This is a genomic window from Cryobacterium sp. Sr8, from assembly GCF_004403225.1.
GTDB classification, from domain to species: Bacteria; Actinomycetota; Actinomycetes; order Actinomycetales; family Microbacteriaceae; genus Cryobacterium; species Cryobacterium psychrotolerans.
The window spans coordinates 38,143-53,275 of sequence record NZ_SOHO01000026.1 but is presented as its reverse complement, the minus strand read 5'-3'; the positions used below and the strand labels follow the sequence as shown (position 1 = coordinate 53,275).

Here is a 15,133-nt window from a genome sequence, read left to right as displayed (position 1 = left end):
TGCAAGCGGCAGGGACTCCGTGCGGGCCTCGACGCCGTGCTGGTTGCTACTGACCCTAGAGAGGTCGACGCGCCCACCGCGCGCGACACGGGAAAACGTTACACATTGGTAATCAGGAGCCACGAAGATCTCATTTTCCGCACGAAAATTGCGTGGCCAACCGGACATATTGACCAGATAGTGCGCTAGGGCCCCCGAAAGGCAGACTTCCGCCGTTAACGAATTCGACGGAGACTCCGTGCCGCGGCGCTCACATGAGCCTCACAGCATCCCTTTCGGGCAGAATCTCCGTCGAATTGGCGGAACGGGTTAGGTCAGCGACCGAACTCGAAGTTGCCGCCGGGGATGGCGGAGAGCAGTTCCTGCGTGTACAGCTCGCGGGGGTTGTCGAACACCTCGTCCGTTGTCGCGGCCTCGACGATCTGCCCCTTCTTCATGACGCAGACATTGTCGGCGACCAGCCGCACGACCGCGAGGTCGTGGGTGATGAAGAGGTAGGTCAGGTCCAGCTCGGCCTGCAGCTCGGTCAGCAGGTTCAGGATCTGGCCCTGCACGAGCACGTCGAGGGCCGAAACGGCCTCGTCGAGCACGAGCACGTCCGGCTTGAGCGCGAGCGCCCTGGCGACGGCGATGCGCTGCCGCTGACCGCCGGAGAGCTCGCTCGGATACCGGAATCGCGTGGACGACGGCAGCGACACCTGGTCGAGCAGTTCCAGCACGCGGGCCTGCCGTTCCCTGGCCGTGCCCACCTTGTGCGCGAGCAGCGGCTCGGCGATCGTGTTGCCCACGTTGTACTGCGGGTCCAGGGAGCCGTACGGGTCCTGGAAGACCGGCTGCACGCGGCGACGGAACTTCAGCAGCTCCGCGCCCTTGAGGCCGGCGACATCCTGGCCGTCGAACTCGATCCTGCCCTTGGTGATTCCCTCGAGCTGCAGGATGAGCTTGGCCACCGTTGATTTGCCGGAGCCGGACTCCCCCACGATGGCCGTGGTGGTGCCCTTCTTGACGCCGAAGGAGACATCGTTCACGGCGAGCAGTTCGTCGCTGCGGAACCCGCCCTTGCGGATGCGGTAGACCTTGGTGACGCCTTGCACGGAGATGAGGTCCCGGTCGGGAGCCGCGTTCTCACGCTTCGTCGCCCGTGCGATCAAGCCGGTGTCGAGCGATCCCTCTGAGTAGATCTTCTCGGCATCCGCCTGGGGGTTCTTCTTCGCCTGGATCCGCCGGGAGGCCAGGCTCGGCGCCGCTGCGACGAGCCGCTGGGTGTACGGGTGCCGGGGGTTGGCGAGGATCTCCCTGGAGGGCCCCGATTCGACGACCTTGCCCTTGTACATCACGACGAGCTGCTCGGCCCGCTCCGCGGCCAGGCCGAGGTCGTGGGTGATGAACAGCACCGAGGTGCCGTAGTCACGGGTCAGCGTGCCCAGGTGATCGAGGATCTGCCGCTGCACCGTCACGTCGAGGGCCGAGGTCGGCTCGTCGGCGATGAGGAGCTTCGGTCTGGCCGACAGGCCGATTCCGATGAGCACGCGCTGACGCATGCCCCCGGAGAACTGGTGCGGATACTGCTTGAGCCGGTCGGCAGCGTCACTCAGGCCGGCCTCCTGCAGCACCTCGATGGTGCGCTTCCTGACCTCCTTCTTGCCCTGGGCGACGTTGTTGGCCTTGATGGCTTCCTCGACCTGGTAACCGATGTTCCAGACCGGGTTGAGGTTGGACATCGGGTCCTGCGGGACGTAGCCGATCAGGCGGCCGCGAACATCCTGAATCTCCTTCGCCGACAGTTTCGTCAGGTCGCGGCCCTCGAAGAGGATCTCCCCGGCCGTGACCTTTCCCGTGCCGGCGAGCAGGTTGATGATGGCCTGGGCGGTCGTGGTCTTGCCCGAGCCGGACTCACCCACGATCGCCAGGGTCTGGCCCTCGTACAGGGTGAGGCTGACGCCGCGCACGGCGGGGACGAGCCCGTGCTGGGTCTGGAAGCCGACCTCGAGGTCACGGATCTGCAGCAGCGGTTGCCGGGATGCCGTATCCGTCGTCGTCGGGGACGCCGGAAGGGTCTGGAACACGTCGTCGTTCGCTATCTGGGTCATCGTCGGGCCCTCGCAGCCGGGTCGAGTGCGTCGCGGAGAACGTCGCCGAGCATAAGGAAGGAAAGCACGGTGATCGACAGGGCCGCCGCGGGATACAACAGAACCTGTGGACTCGTACGGATGGACGTCTGGGCCTGACCGATGTCATTGCCCCAGGACATGACGTCCGAGCCCAGGCCGATGCCCAGGAACGACAGCGTCGCCTCGGCCACGATGAACGTTCCCAGCGACACCGTCGCGATGACGATGACCGGCGCGAGCGAGTTCGGGATCACGTGGCGCAGCAGGATCTTGGAGTTCGACACTCCCAGGGCGATCGAGGCGGTCACGTAGTCGGAGTTCCGCGCCGACAGCACGGCGCCACGCATGATGCGGGCGATCTGCGGCCAGGCGAAGATCGAGAGCACGACCGCGATCGTCACCGGGGTGCGCACCGGCAGGACCGACATCAGCACGATGGCACCGAGCACGGTGGGAACGGCGAAGAAGATGTCGCCGATGCGGGACACGAGGGCGTCCAGAAGTCCGCCGTAGAACCCGGCCAGGGCGCCGATGATGACTCCGAAGAGCGTCACCAGCATGGTCGCCAGCAGTCCTACGGTGATCGAAGCCTGTGTTCCGAAGACGATCCTCGAGTAGACGTCACAGCCCTGGCGCGTGAAGCCGAGGGGATGTCCGGCCGCGGGTCCGTCGTTGCTGTTTCCCAGGTCGCAGGCGTCAGGTGCGGTCTGGGCGAACAGGCTCGGGAACAGTGCCACGACCACGATCAGCAGGATCAGCACGGAGGAGATCCAGAACGAGGGCCGACGACGCATCGAGTCCCAGGCATCCGCCCAGGTGCTGCGCGCCTTCTGCGATTCGTCGAGGCGGTCGACCGCGGCGACGGGAGTGTCCTCCAGTTCCGCGACGTAGTGGGTCTGCCCACTCGGGCTATTACTTGGCATAACGAATCCTTGGGTCAAGGGCTGCGTACAGCAGGTCGACGAGCAGGTTGGCCAGCACGAAGATGACGACCATCACGGCGATGAACGACACCACTGTCGGGCCCTCACCGAGCTTGATCGCCTTGTAGACGGTGCCACCGACACCGTTGATGTTGAAGATGCCCTCCGTGACGATCGCGCCGACCATCAGCGAACCCAGGTCGACGCCGAGGAAGGTGACGACGGGAACCAGCGAGTTGCGCAGCACGTGCACGGTGACGACGCGCGGTCGGGACAGCCCCTTCGCGGTCGCGGTGCGCACGAAGTCTGCATTGAGGTTGTCCGACACGCTGGCGCGGGTGAGCCGCACGATGTAGGCGAACGACACGGATGCCAGCACGAGAGCCGGCAGGATCAGCTCGTTCAGCGGCGCCTCTCCGCTCACCGTTGTGCGGGCCCAGCCGAGCTGCACGCCGAAGACGAACTGCAGCACGAAGCCGATGACGAAGGTCGGGACCGAGATCAGCAGCAGGCTGACCACGAGCGCGCTTGCATCGAACAGCTTGCCTTTGCGCAGGCCGGCGATGAGTCCGACGAGGACTCCCGCGAACGCCTCGAAGATCAGCGCGAGCATGGCGAGTCGGGCGGTGACCGGGAAGGCCGACGCCATGACCTCGGAGACCGGACGGCCCGAGTAGGTCGTGCCGAGATCGCCCTGGAAGAAGCCGACCATGTAGTGGAAGTACTGCACCAGCAGCGGCTGGTCGAGGTAATACTGGGCGCGGATCTGGGCGATCACGCCGGGGGAAGGCGTGCGGTCTCCGTAGAGAGCGGCGATGGGGTCTCCGGGGAGGGAGAACACCATGAAGTAGATGAGGAACGTGGCGCCGAAAAACACCGGGATCATCTGGAGCAGGCGCTTGCCCGTGTACCAGAGCATCAGGTTCCCTCGTTGGAACAAATGGGCATAACAGTCGCAATCACTGGGTGAGTCTGGTCAGTGCAATGCCCGGGGCGGTCAAGCGACCCCCCCGGGCATTCCACTGTGATGGATAACGTGCGGGTGTTACTTCTTGGTGATGTCGGTGTACATCGGGACGGAGTCCCAGCCGAAGACAACGTTGTCGACGGTCTCAGCCCACACACCGGTGACGTTCGAGTACCAGAGCGGGAGCGTCGGGAGGTCCTTCAGCAGGACTTCCTGTGCTTCCTGGTACTTTGCGGTGGCTTCCTCGACGGACGATGCGGCTGCACCCTCCTTGAGGAGCCCGTCGAACTCCTTGCTGCTGTAGCCTTCCTTGTTCGAGCCGGCACCGGTCTGGTACAGCGGAGCGAGGAAGTTGAACAGCGACGGGTAGTCGGCCTGCCATCCGGCGCGCGTGGCACCGGTCAGCTTCTTGGCGTCACGGTCGTCCAGTGCTGCGGCGAACGTGGGGTACGCCTTGCCGACGGCCTTGATGCCCAGCGTGTTCTTGATGCTGTTGGCAACAGCGTCAACCCAGGCCTGGTGGCCACCGTCGGAGTTGTAGGCGATGTCGAAGGTACCGGTGTACGGCGCGATTGCGTCGGCCTCGGCCCACAGCTTCTTGGCTTCCTTCTCGTTGTACTCGAGAACGTCGGCGCCCTTGAGCTTGTCCGAGTAGCCGTCGATGACCGGCGACGTGAAGTCGGTGGCCGGCGTGCGGGTTCCCTGGAAGATCACGTCGGTGATCTCATCACGGTTGATCGACATGGAGATGGCCGCGCGGCGAAGCTCGCCTTCCTTGCCACTCCAGTGCTCGAGGTAGTACGGCATGTTGAGCGCCTGGAAGACCGCGGCCGGCTGGTTCACCGAACGCTCCGGGAAGTCGGACTCGTAGGTCTCGAACGCGGCGTCCGGAATTGCATCCAGAACGTCGAGGTTTCCACCCTGGACATCCGCGTAGGCGGCATCCTGCGAGTCGTAGAAGACGATGCTCAGGCCGCCGTTGGCGGGCTTGCGCACGCCGTCGTAGGCCGGGTTGGTGACGAGGTCGATCTTGACGTCGTGCTCCCAGGCGCCTTCGCCCTTGAGCATGTACGGGCCGTTGCCGATCGGGTTCTCGCCGAAGGCCGCCATGTCCTCGAACGCGACCTCGGGCAGCGGCGAGTAGGCCGAGTAGCCCAGGCGCAGCGGCCAGTCGGCCTCGGGCGCGACGAGCTCGACCGTGAAGGTCTTCTCGTCGACGACCTTGAGGCCGGTCAGTTCGGAGTCGGCGTCGTAGCTGAAGCCGGCGATGTCGTCGAAGAAGTAGGAGGAGCCCTGCGCGTTGCTGAAGAGCGCGCCGTAGTTCCAGGCGTCAACGAACGACTTGGCGGTGACGGGCTCGTCGTTGCTGAACTTCCAGCCGTCCTCGAGCGTGACGGTCCAGTTCTGGGCGTCATCGGACTCGATCGACTTGGCGACCTCGTTCTCGAGCTCGCCCTTCGCCGTGTAGGACACCAGTCCGGCGAACACCGAGGTGACAACCTTGCCGCCGCCGGTCTCGGCGGTGTTGGTGGGGATCAGCGGGTTCTGCGGTTCGGACCCGTTCGTGGTGATGATGGCCTTCGAGTCGCCCTTGGGGGCCGCGGCCTTTTCAGTGCCGGCAGCACAGCCCGAGAGCGTAAGCGCTCCCACGGCGGCGAGAGAAATGGCAACAATGCCAAGTCTGTTGATCTTCAATTTTCCTCCAGTGCAAAAGTGGGCGCGTTCCTCGGCTTGTGGCCGGCGAAACGCGCGCGATAAACAAAGACCCTAGATCGAGGGCGTCGATAGCGCAAAACCTGAGGGGAACCGTTACCGATGAGCAACCTGCGAGGTCGATAGCCGCAGGGATTGATCTTTATGCGCATCATTCCCGCGGCTAACTGTGCGTTCGGTGGGAACGCCGGGGTGAGATGATGGAGCCATGGCGAGCCTTCCTGGTGCGAAAACGACGGTTCTGATCTTCGACGGGGACTGTGCCTTCTGCACGAGCGCCGTGCTCTGGCTGGGCCGCGTGCTGCCGGCCAGGCCGCCTGTCGAGCCGTACCAGTGGACGGATCTTGCCGCCTACGGCCTCACCGCTGCCGACGGCCGGTCACGGGTCTGGCTCGTCACCGGCGGGCGACGTTACGGCGGCGCCGCGGCCGTGGCCGCCCTGCTGCGCCACCAGCCGAACCCGGTGCTCCGGATGATCGGCTGGATCGGCACCCTTCCGCCGCTGTCCTGGCTCGCCGAGCTCGGCTACCGGCTCGTCGCCCGGTACCGCCACCGGCTGCCGGGTGGCACTCCCGCCTGCAGGATGCCGGCCGAAACATGAGCCGTCCCGATCTCCGTCCCCGCATGAGCGGAACCCGGCTGGTCTGGGAAGTTGCGATCGTGCTCGGGCTCTCGCTCGGGGCATCCGCAGTGTATTCGGTGGTCGCGATCGTGGCCAGGCTCACGAGGGGCAAGCCGCTCTCAGAGCAGTCGGCGGCGCTGAACGCCTCCCAGTCGGAGCGCGAGTGGCTCGACTTCACCTATCAATTCCTGGGCATCTTCTTCCAGCTGTTCGCCGTAGCCCTGGTGCTCTACCTGCTCTGGCTGCCCGGGAAGAGCGCGTTCGGCCGGATCGGCTTCGACCTCAGCCAACCGGGGCGCGACCTCGTCCGCGGAGTCGGCCTGGTTGTGGTGATCGGCATTCCGGGCCTGGCCTTCTACCTTCTCGGTCGCGCCCTGGGGCTCACGGTCGCCGTGACAACCAACCCGCTCGACACCTACTGGTGGACCATTCCGATCCTCGTCTTCGCCGCGCTGGGCGCCGCGCTCTCCGAGGAACTCATCGTGGTCGGCTACCTGTTCACCCGCCTGCGCGAGTTCGGCTGGTCGACGTGGACGGTCATCCTGTCATCCGCCGTGCTGCGGGGCACCTACCACCTGTACCAGGGAGTCGGGCCGTTCTTCGGCAACGTCGCCATGGGCGTGCTCTTCGGCTGGTGCTACACCCGCTGGGGACGCACGATGCCGCTGGTCGTTGCCCACTGGATCCTGGACATCGTCTCGTTCGTCGGCTATCCCCTCGCGCTCGCCTGGTGGCCCGCCCTGGTCGCTCCCGCCGCCTAGCCCCCACCGCGAAACCGAAGTTGTGCGCGCTAAAACGACGTTTTAGCGCGCACAACTTCGGTTTCGCGGGAGGGGGAAGGGCTACTCGAAGGCTTCGGGCGGCGGGCAGGCGCAGACGAGGTTGCGGTCGCCGAACGCGTTGTCGATGCGGCGCACCGGCGCCCAGTACTTGTTGCGGATGAGCGAACGCAGCGGGTAGACCGCGGTCGCGCGGTCGTAGGCGTGCTCCCACTCCCCCTCGATGACCGACTGCGCGGTGTGCGGCGCGTTGCACAGCGGGTTGTCGTCGGCGGGCCAGGTTCCGGCGGCGACGGCATCCGCTTCGGCCTTGATCGCGATCATCGCTTCGATGAACCGGTCGATCTCGCCCAGGTCCTCGCTCTCGGTGGGCTCGATCATGAGCGTTCCCGAGACCGGGAAGCTCATCGTCGGCGCGTGGAAGCCGTAGTCGACGAGGCGCTTGGCCACGTCGTCGACGGTCACCCCGGTCGCCGCGGTGAGCGGGCGGAGGTCGAGGATGCACTCGTGCGCGACCAGGCCGTTGTCGCCCGAGTACAGCACCGGGTAGTGCGCTTCCAGGCTCTTCGCCACGTAGTTGGCGGCGAGCACTGCGGCCCCCGTGGCCTGCTTGAGTCCGTCCATGCCCATCATGCGCACGTACGCCCAGGTGATCGGCAGGATGCTCGGGCTGCCGTACGGCGCGGCGGAGACCGGGCCGCCCTCGTGCCGAACGCTGCCGCCGAGCAGGTAGTGGTCCTCGCTCTGGGCGAGCGGGTGCCCGGGCAGGAACGGCGCGAGGTGCGCCTTGGCCGCGACCGGGCCGACGCCCGGTCCGCCGCCACCGTGCGGGATGCAGAACGTCTTGTGCAGGTTGAGGTGCGACACGTCGCCGCCGAAGTCGCCGAAGCGGGCGAAGCCGAGCAGGGCGTTGAGGTTGGCGCCGTCGACGTAGACCTGGCCGCCCGCGTCGTGCACGGCCTGGCAGATCGCGCCCACCTCGTGCTCGTACACGCCGTGCGTGGACGGGTAGGTGATCATCAGCGCGGAAAGGTTCTCGGCGTGCTCCGCGATCTTGGCGCGCAGGTCGTCCAGGTCGACGTTGCCGAGGTCGTCACAGGCCACGACGACGACCTTCATGCCCGCCAGCACGGCGGATGCCGCGTTCGTGCCGTGCGCGCTGGAGGGGATCAGGCAGACGGTGCGCTGCGCATCGCCGTTGGCGAGGTGGAACCCGCGGATGGCGAGCAGGCCGGCCAGTTCGCCCTGGCTGCCCGCGTTGGGCTGCAGCGACACGGAGTCGTAGCCGGTGACATCCGTCAGCCACGTTTCCAGCTGGTGGATGAGGGCCAGGTAGCCTTCGACGTCGGTGCGCGGCGCGAACGGGTGGATGCCGCCGAATTCGGGCCAGCTGACGGCCTCCATCTCGGTGGCCGCGTTGAGTTTCATGGTGCACGAGCCGAGCGGGATCATGCCCCGGTCCAGCGCGTAGTCGTAGTCGGCGAGGCGCTTGAGGTAGCGCATCATGCTCGTCTCCGAGCGGTGAGTGTTGAACACGGCGTGGGTGAGGTACTCGCTCGTGCGACCGAGGCCGGCCGGGAGCCCCTCGGTCACGGCGGAGAAGTCCACGTGACCGAACGCGTCGCGGCCGCCGAAGGCGCCGACGACGTTGGAAAGGTCGGAGGGCGTCGTCGTCTCGTCGACGGACACCCCCACGGTGTCGGCGTCGACGAGGTGCAGGTTGACGCCGGCTCCGGCGGCGCGCGCCACAACCTCGGCGGCGCGGGCGGGAACGGAGACCCGGACGGTGTCGAAGAACGAGTCACCCTGCACGTCGGCCCCGGCGGCGCGGAGCGCGGCGACCAGGCGGCCGGCGCGGTCGTGCACCTCGGTCGCGATCGCCTTGAGTCCGCCCGGACCGTGGTAGACGGCGTACATGCCGGCCATGACCGCGAGCAGCACCTGGGCGGTGCAGATGTTCGACGTGGCCTTGTCCCGGCGGATGTGCTGCTCGCGCACCTGCAGCGACAGGCGGTAGGCGGGGTGGCCGGCCGCGTCGACGCTGACGCCGACGAGACGGCCGGGAAGCTGGCGTTCGAGGCCCTTGCGCACGGCCATGTAGCCCGCGTGCGGACCGCCGAAGCCCATCGGCACGCCGAAGCGCTGGCTGGTGCCGACGGCGACGTCCGCGCCGAGCTCGCCCGGTGAGGTGACCAGGGTGAGCGCGAGCAGGTCGGCCGCGACGACGGCGAGGCCGCCCTGCGCCTGCGAGGCGGCGATGACGCCGGCCGGGTTCCAGACCCGACCGGATGCGCCGGGGTACTGCACGAAGGCGCCGAAGTGCTCGCCGAGGTCGCCGGCTGCCGTGGCCTCGTCGAGGTCGATGACGGCGAGCTCGATGCCCAGCGCGTGGGCGCGGCTGGCGAGGAGCGCCTGAGTCTGCGGCAGGGCATCCGAGTCGACGATGAACCGGGCCGACTTTGATTTCGAGGCCCGGCGGGCGAGGAGCATGCCCTCCACGACGGCCGTCGATTCGTCGAGCATCGACGCGTTGGCGGTGTTCAGCCCGGTCAGGTCGGCGACCATGGTCTGGAAGTTGATCAGCGCTTCCAGCCGGCCCTGGGAGATCTCGGGCTGGTAGGGCGTGTAGGCCGTGTACCAGCTCGGGTTCTCCAGGATGTTCCGCTTGATCACCGCGGGGGTGATCGTGTCGTAATAGCCCAGCCCGATCATCGACCGCTTGACCGTGTTCTGGTCGGCCAGGGCGCGGAGCTCCAGGATGGCCTCGCGCTCCGTGGCGGCCGGCGGCAGCACGCTGTCGTCGGCCTGGCGGAACTGGTCCACGTGGATCGACGGAGGGATCGCGGAGTCCACGAGCGACTCGACCGAGTCGTAGCCGAGGGCGGCGAGCATGTGGGACTGCGCCGCCGCATCCGTTCCGATGTGACGCTGGGTGAAGGGCTGTGACATGTGTGCTTGAACCTGCGCGTTCTGGTTGTGTGGCTGGTCGCCGGGGGAAACGGGTGCTGGGTGGGGCCTGTTAGCCGGTGCTACTCGCCGACGAGGGCGGAGTACTCGGCGTAGCTGAGGAAACTGGGCAGCTCGGTGAAGGAGACCTTGATCAGCCAGCCCTCTCCGAACGGGTCGCTGTTGACGAGCTCCGGGCTGTCGACGACGGCGTCGTTGATCTCGGTGACGGTGCCGTTGATCGGAGCGAAGAGCTCGCCGACCGACTTGGTCGACTCGATCTCGCCGACGACGGTGCCGCTCGCGACGTCGCTGCCGACGGCGGGCAGCTCGACGAAGACGACGTCGCCGAGCTTCTCCGCGGCGTACGCGGTGATGCCGATGGTCGCCGTGTCGCCGTCGACCAGCACCCACTCGTGCTCGGCCGTGTACTGCAATTCAGACTTGTCTGCCATGGGAATTCCTCTCGCGGGGGTGGATGCTGCTGTGCGCACTGCTGGTGGAGCTGGTGCTGACTACTTCTGACGCTTGTAGAACGGGAGCGAGGTGACGGTGGCCGGGATCCGGCTCCCCCGCACGTCGACGAAGACTTCGGTGCCCAGCCGGGCCAGGGCCGGCGCCACGTAGGCCATGGCGATGGGGTAGCCGAGGGTCGGCGACAGGGCGCCGCTGGTGATGACGCCGGATGCCTCGGTCGCGTCGGTGCTCGGGAAGATCTCGTAGTCTGCGCGACCGGCTCGCTTGCCCGCCGAGACGAGTCCGACCAGCACGCGCGCGTCGGCGCTGGGGCCTTCCTCGCTCGCGGCACGGCCGATGAAGTCGGTCTCCTTGGCGAGGCTGACCACGCGGCCGAGGCCCGCCTGGGCCGGGTAGGTCGACGTGTTCAGCTCGTGGCCGTAGAGCGGCATGCCCGCTTCGAGGCGGAGGGTGTCGCGGCTGGCCAGGCCCGCCGGGACGAGGCCGTGGGTCTTGCCGGCAACGACGAGGGCGTCCCAGAGGGCTGCGGCATCGGGCACGTCAACGTACAGCTCGAAGCCGTCTTCGCCGGTGTACCCGGTGCGGGCGATCAACACGGTGCCGTCTCGGTAGGTGCCGCCGAGGGCCCGGTAGTACTTGAGCGCCGCCAGGTCGCCGTCGACCGCGAGGCCCTCCGTTGCTTCCAGAATGGCGCGAGAGTCGGGTCCCTGCACTGCGATCAGTGCGACGTCGTCGCTCCGGTCGAGGACGGACACGTCGAAGCGGGCGGACCGCGCGGAGAGCGCCTCGAAGGCCTGCAAACGGTTGCCGGCGTTGGCGACGACGAGGTACTCGTTTTCGTTCGTGCGGTAGACGACGATGTCGTCGATGATGCCGCCGGCTTCGTTCAGGATGAGGCTGTACTTGGCCTGCAGCAGGTCGATCGCGGAGAGCTTGCCGGCGAGGGCGTAGTCGAGGAAGGCCCCGGCGTCGGGCCCGGCGACGACGATCTCGGCCATGTGCGAGAGGTCGAAGATTCCTGCTGCGCTGCGCACGGCGCGGTGCTCGGCGAGGTCGCTCGAGTAGCGGACCGGCATCTGCCAGCCGGCGAAATCGGTGAAGCTGGCACCGGCGTCGACGTGAGCCTGGTGCAGCGGGGAGTACCGGGTGCGCGTGGCGGGTGCTGACATGTCTGCCGAGGTCATGAGTTCTCCAGATTGGTCGGCCGCATGGCCGAGCGAGAATCGCTGGGGTCGACGATGACCCCAGCTGGGAACTCCCCCTCTGTCATCCGGCCTGAGAGCTTCGTCGCACCTCGAGCGGGGTGTGACTTTCACCGTGGGCGAGCCGCGTATGTGCCGCGGCTACTTTTCAGAGTGGCCAGTTCGATGCGGTACGCGTACCTGAGAGATTGTCGGGGAGGATTGCTCCTTCGGTGTTCGCGCGTCTGGCGACGTCGAACTCTTCCGCATCGACCGTGTTGGCCCGGTATTCGGTTGTGGCTTGTGCGGTCCCAGCTTACCGCTCGCCGGGTGCATGCTGGTGTCATGACGGCATCCACAGCTCCGGTTCCCCGCGCCGGCCTCTATCGGGACGGCTCGGTGAAGGCGCACGGTTTCGAGCTGGACGGCGAACTCCACGGATCGTGGCAGTGGTTTCGCCAGGACGGATCGCTCATGAGCTCCGGCGAGTTCACCCGCGGTCAGCAGGTAGGCGTCTGGCGCACCTGGGGCCGCGCGGGACGCCTGGTCAAGGAAACGATCCTTCCGGCGAATCCCGACACATAACGGACCCGGCTACTGGTACTCCTGGCACGGGGCGCACCACCAGCCGCTGGCCCCGACCGGGGCCATCTTGTGGAAACAGCCGACGCACGGCGGGGCCGAGTGCAATTCCCCGCCGGCGGGGACCTCGCTGTCGTCGAGAAGCCTCAGGGGCGGAAAGGCCTGCGCGTACTCGGTTCGGTGCGGGGCGCCCTCGTCGTCGAAGCGCAATTCGGTGTAGCTCATGCCGGCTCTCGCTCTCGTTGTGAGTGGGGGTGACCGGTTCCTGGGCCCTTCATAAGAACGATCATTCTTCCCAATCCTAGAGAGAATGTATGCACTGTCAATGGGGAGAGGAATCTTGCAGTCCGGACGAAAACCTGACGCAAAATCAGGAAAGCAGGCTCTCATCGGGCCGTGCGTGACGTCGGCGGTGCCGAGCATGTGTTGCGGTTCCGGATGGGCGGCAGTCGGCGCTACGACCCGCTCAGGCGGCCCGCCTCGACGCTCCAGCGGCGGTCGATGCTGACGTTTTCGAGCATCCGACGGTCGTGAGTGACCAGTAGCAGCGTGCCCTCGTAGGAGGCGAGGGCCTGTTCGAGCTGCTCGATGGCGGCCAGGTCGAGGTGGTTCGTGGGTTCGTCGAGGACCAGCAGGTTGACGCCCCGCGCCTGCAGCAGGGCCAGCGCGGCGCGGGTGCGCTCCCCCGGCGACAGCTCGTCGACGGGGCGATTGACGTGGTCGGCCTTCAGCCCGAACTTGGCCAGCAGCGTGCGGGCCTCGGCCGAGGACAGGTCGGGCACGAGGCCCTCGAAGGTCTCCGCGAGCGGCCGGGCCCCGGCGAGGAGGGTGCGGGCCTGGTCGATCTCGCCGATCGCGACGTTGGCGCCGAGACTCGCGGTGCCTTCGTCCGGCACCTGCCGGCCGAGGAGGGCGCGCAGCAGGGTCGACTTGCCCGCCCCGTTGGGGCCGGTGATCCCGATGCGCTCCCCCGCGTTGACCTGCACCGTCACGGGGCCGAGTGTGAAGCCGCCCTGGCGCAGCACGGCGTGGCCGAGGGTGGAAACCACGGCGCTCGAGCGAGGGGCCGCGCCGATGGTGAACTCCAGCTGCCATTCCTTGCGCGGCTCGTCGACCTCCTCCAGCCGGGCGATGCGGCTTTCCATCTGGCGCACCTTCTGCGCTTGCTTCTCACTGGACTCGGCGGATGCCTTGCGTCGGATCTTGTCGTTGTCCGGCGCCTTCTTCATGGCATTCCGAACGCCCTGGCTGGACCATTCCCGCTGGGTCCGCGCCCGGCCGACGAGGTCGGCCTTCTTCTCGGCGAACTCGTCGTAGTGCTCCCGTTTGTGACGACGCTCGGTTTCACGCTCCGCCAGGTAGGAGTCGTACCCGCCGCCGAACAGCCGATTCGCACCCTGGGCCAGGTCGAGTTCGAGCACGCGGGTCACGCAGCGGGCCAGGAACTCGCGGTCGTGGCTGACGAGCACGACGCCGCCACGGAGTCCGCGCACGAAGGCCTCGAGCCGCTCGAGCCCGTCGAGGTCGAGGTCGTTGGTCGGCTCGTCGAGCAGAACGATGTCGAATCGGGAGAGCAGCAGGGCGGCGAGGCCGACGCGGGCGGCCTGTCCGCCGGACAGCGACGTCATCAGGGCGTCCGCGGCGAGGTGCCCTCCCAGTTCCAGCCCGAGTTCGGCGAGCACGATCGGCAGCCGTTCGTCGAGGTCCGCGGCGCCGCTGGCGAGCCAGCGATCGAGGGCGCTCGAGTACACATCGGCGGGGTCAGGGCCGTCGGCTCGCGGGTCGGCGTCACCGAGGGCGGATGCCGCCGCGTCCATCTCGAGCGTGGCTGCGGCGCATCCGGTGCGTCGGGCGATGTAGCCGGCGATGCTCTCGCCGGCGACGCGTTCGTGCTCCTGCGGCAGCCAGCCGATGAACGCATCGGCCGGGGAGAGGCTGACCGTGCCCGCCTGCGGGTCGAGGATTCGGCCGAGCAGCCGGAGCAGGGTGGACTTGCCGGACCCGTTGACGCCGACGACGCCAACGACGTCGCCGGGGGCGACCGTGAGGTCGAGCGACTCAAAGAGCGTGCGGTGCGCGTACCCGCCGGCCAGGCCCTTGGCCACGAGTGTTGCGGTCATCCTCCAATGTTCTCACTGGTCGTCGTCCTCCTCCGGCCACTCGTCCGGAAAGGCCTCGCCCAGCGCGGCGGTGTATTCGATCACCGAATCCAGGAGCTGCTCCATCGTCGCCGAGCGCAGCAGCGAGACCTGGTCCAGGGGACCCAGTGGTGCGATCCCCGCGAGCTGCCATGCGGCCGCGGCCGGGTCGCCGGAGAGCTCCACGTCCGGAGGCCACAGCTGGTCGCTGAACTCGCTCGCCCTGGCCAGGGCGCGCCGCACCTCCCGCTCGGCGCGTTCCCGCAGCGGCAGCAGCCGATCGTCCCAGGCGAGCTCGGCCAGCTCCTGCACCTCGGCCTGGGGGTACGGATCTTCCTCCAGCCAGTCGATCACCTCGAACCGGCGCCCTCCCTGCGCGACGAGGCCGACGAATCCTTCCGGCGCCACCATCTGCACGAGCCGGGCCAGGGTTCCGTGGCGGAACCGTTGTTCCCCGCCGCCCGTTTCCTGGCCCCGTTCGATCAGGACGACGCCGAACTCGGCCGGGTCCGATTCGAGGATCCGGGACAACATGACCAGGTAACGGTCCTCGAACACGCGCAGCTGCAGCGGCATGTGCGGAAACAGCACGGATCCCAGCGGGAACATCGGCAGCGTGGTCACCTGCCCAGCGAACCACGCTCGAGCCGGAACTCCAAGGGCTGGAGCTCCACGGGCTGGAACTCCACGGGCT

At 67.5% G+C, this 15,133-nt stretch carries 13 protein-coding genes and 1 riboswitch; of the genes, 3 read left to right on the top strand and 10 right to left on the bottom strand.

Annotated features, from left to right (window positions below; translation table 11 throughout):
* Positions 1-314: 314 nt before the first annotated feature.
* The 4 genes from E3T54_RS04120 to E3T54_RS04105 form a co-directional block, all read right to left on the bottom strand.
* Positions 315-2,090 (bottom strand): ABC transporter ATP-binding protein, encoded by a 1,776-nt coding sequence (locus E3T54_RS04120; RefSeq protein WP_134474681.1) that lies wholly within the window; start codon positions 2,088-2,090, stop codon positions 315-317.
* Positions 2,087-3,034 carry an ABC transporter permease gene (locus E3T54_RS04115; RefSeq protein ID WP_092321295.1) on the bottom strand — a complete coding sequence of 316 codons (948 nt, stop codon included), beginning with the start codon at positions 3,032-3,034 and terminating at the stop codon, positions 2,087-2,089. Before E3T54_RS04115 ends, E3T54_RS04120 begins: the two co-directional genes overlap by 4 nt.
* Positions 3,024-3,953, bottom strand: a complete 930-nt coding sequence (locus E3T54_RS04110; RefSeq protein ID WP_092321294.1) for an ABC transporter permease — start codon at positions 3,951-3,953, stop codon at positions 3,024-3,026. Before E3T54_RS04110 ends, E3T54_RS04115 begins: the two co-directional genes overlap by 11 nt.
* A gap of 126 nt (positions 3,954-4,079) precedes the next feature.
* Positions 4,080-5,696 carry an ABC transporter substrate-binding protein gene (locus E3T54_RS04105; RefSeq protein ID WP_134474680.1) on the bottom strand — a complete coding sequence of 539 codons (1,617 nt, stop codon included), beginning with the start codon at positions 5,694-5,696 and terminating at the stop codon, positions 4,080-4,082.
* A gap of 226 nt (positions 5,697-5,922) precedes the next feature.
* Between E3T54_RS04105 and E3T54_RS04100 the strand changes: the two genes are divergently transcribed.
* Both E3T54_RS04100 and E3T54_RS04095 read left to right on the top strand, forming a co-directional pair.
* Complete coding sequence (locus tag E3T54_RS04100) at positions 5,923-6,315, top strand: thiol-disulfide oxidoreductase DCC family protein (protein ID WP_092321292.1); 393 nt, start codon at positions 5,923-5,925, stop codon at positions 6,313-6,315.
* Between the two features lie 23 nt (positions 6,316-6,338).
* Positions 6,339-7,097, top strand: coding sequence for a CPBP family intramembrane glutamic endopeptidase (locus E3T54_RS04095; protein WP_241977042.1), 759 nt, complete (start codon positions 6,339-6,341; stop codon positions 7,095-7,097).
* Positions 7,098-7,178: 81 nt separating this feature from the next.
* On the opposite strand, the gene gcvP is transcribed toward E3T54_RS04095, so the two are convergent.
* The 3 genes from gcvP to gcvT all read right to left on the bottom strand — a co-directional run bounded on the left by gcvP (position 7,179) and on the right by gcvT (position 11,722).
* The gene (gene gcvP / locus E3T54_RS04090) at positions 7,179-10,064 is read right to left on the bottom strand and encodes an aminomethyl-transferring glycine dehydrogenase (RefSeq protein ID WP_134474678.1); all 2,886 of its coding nucleotides are present in this window, start codon (positions 10,062-10,064) and stop codon (positions 7,179-7,181) included.
* A gap of 80 nt (positions 10,065-10,144) precedes the next feature.
* Positions 10,145-10,516, bottom strand: coding sequence for a glycine cleavage system protein GcvH (gene gcvH, locus E3T54_RS04085; RefSeq protein ID WP_092321289.1), 372 nt, complete (start codon positions 10,514-10,516; stop codon positions 10,145-10,147).
* A gap of 60 nt (positions 10,517-10,576) precedes the next feature.
* Positions 10,577-11,722: a glycine cleavage system aminomethyltransferase GcvT gene (gene gcvT, locus E3T54_RS04080; RefSeq protein WP_241977041.1), complete on the bottom strand. Its 1,146-nt coding sequence runs from the start codon at positions 11,720-11,722 to the stop codon at positions 10,577-10,579.
* 176 nt (positions 11,723-11,898) lie between these two features.
* A riboswitch (glycine riboswitch) is annotated at positions 11,899-11,996 on the bottom strand.
* Between the two features lie 68 nt (positions 11,997-12,064).
* Here gcvT and E3T54_RS04075 point away from each other — a divergent pair.
* Complete coding sequence (locus tag E3T54_RS04075; protein WP_134474677.1) at positions 12,065-12,304, top strand: toxin-antitoxin system YwqK family antitoxin; 240 nt, start codon at positions 12,065-12,067, stop codon at positions 12,302-12,304.
* Positions 12,305-12,313: 9 nt separating this feature from the next.
* Here E3T54_RS04075 and E3T54_RS04070 read toward each other — a convergent pair whose 3' ends face one another.
* From E3T54_RS04070 to E3T54_RS04060, 3 genes are all read right to left on the bottom strand, one after another.
* The gene (locus E3T54_RS04070; protein WP_134474676.1) at positions 12,314-12,526 is read right to left on the bottom strand and encodes a hypothetical protein; all 213 of its coding nucleotides are present in this window, start codon (positions 12,524-12,526) and stop codon (positions 12,314-12,316) included.
* A 230-nt stretch (positions 12,527-12,756) separates the two neighbouring features.
* Complete coding sequence (locus E3T54_RS04065) at positions 12,757-14,421, bottom strand: ABC-F family ATP-binding cassette domain-containing protein (protein ID WP_134474675.1); 1,665 nt, start codon at positions 14,419-14,421, stop codon at positions 12,757-12,759.
* A gap of 12 nt (positions 14,422-14,433) precedes the next feature.
* Positions 14,434-15,063 carry an LON peptidase substrate-binding domain-containing protein gene (locus E3T54_RS04060; RefSeq protein ID WP_241977040.1) on the bottom strand — a complete coding sequence of 210 codons (630 nt, stop codon included), beginning with the start codon at positions 15,061-15,063 and terminating at the stop codon, positions 14,434-14,436.
* Between the last annotated feature and the right edge of the window lie 70 nt (positions 15,064-15,133).

Coding starts and splice junctions, on each gene's coding strand:
- E3T54_RS04120 (WP_134474681.1), bottom strand. CDS start 2,090: ATGACCCAGATAGCGAACGACGACGTGTTCCAGACCCTTCCGGCGTCC.
- E3T54_RS04115 (WP_092321295.1), bottom strand. CDS start 3,034: ATGCCAAGTAATAGCCCGAGTGGGCAGACCCACTACGTCGCGGAACTG.
- E3T54_RS04110 (WP_092321294.1), bottom strand. CDS start 3,953: ATGCTCTGGTACACGGGCAAGCGCCTGCTCCAGATGATCCCGGTGTTT.
- E3T54_RS04100 (WP_092321292.1), top strand. CDS start 5,923: ATGGCGAGCCTTCCTGGTGCGAAAACGACGGTTCTGATCTTCGACGGG.
- E3T54_RS04095 (WP_241977042.1), top strand. CDS start 6,339: ATGAGCGGAACCCGGCTGGTCTGGGAAGTTGCGATCGTGCTCGGGCTC.
- gcvP (WP_134474678.1), bottom strand. CDS start 10,064: ATGTCACAGCCCTTCACCCAGCGTCACATCGGAACGGATGCGGCGGCG.
- gcvH (WP_092321289.1), bottom strand. CDS start 10,516: ATGGCAGACAAGTCTGAATTGCAGTACACGGCCGAGCACGAGTGGGTG.
- gcvT (WP_241977041.1), bottom strand. CDS start 11,722: ATGACCTCGGCAGACATGTCAGCACCCGCCACGCGCACCCGGTACTCC.
- E3T54_RS04075 (WP_134474677.1), top strand. CDS start 12,065: ATGACGGCATCCACAGCTCCGGTTCCCCGCGCCGGCCTCTATCGGGAC.
- E3T54_RS04070 (WP_134474676.1), bottom strand. CDS start 12,526: ATGAGCTACACCGAATTGCGCTTCGACGACGAGGGCGCCCCGCACCGA.
- E3T54_RS04065 (WP_134474675.1), bottom strand. CDS start 14,421: ATGACCGCAACACTCGTGGCCAAGGGCCTGGCCGGCGGGTACGCGCAC.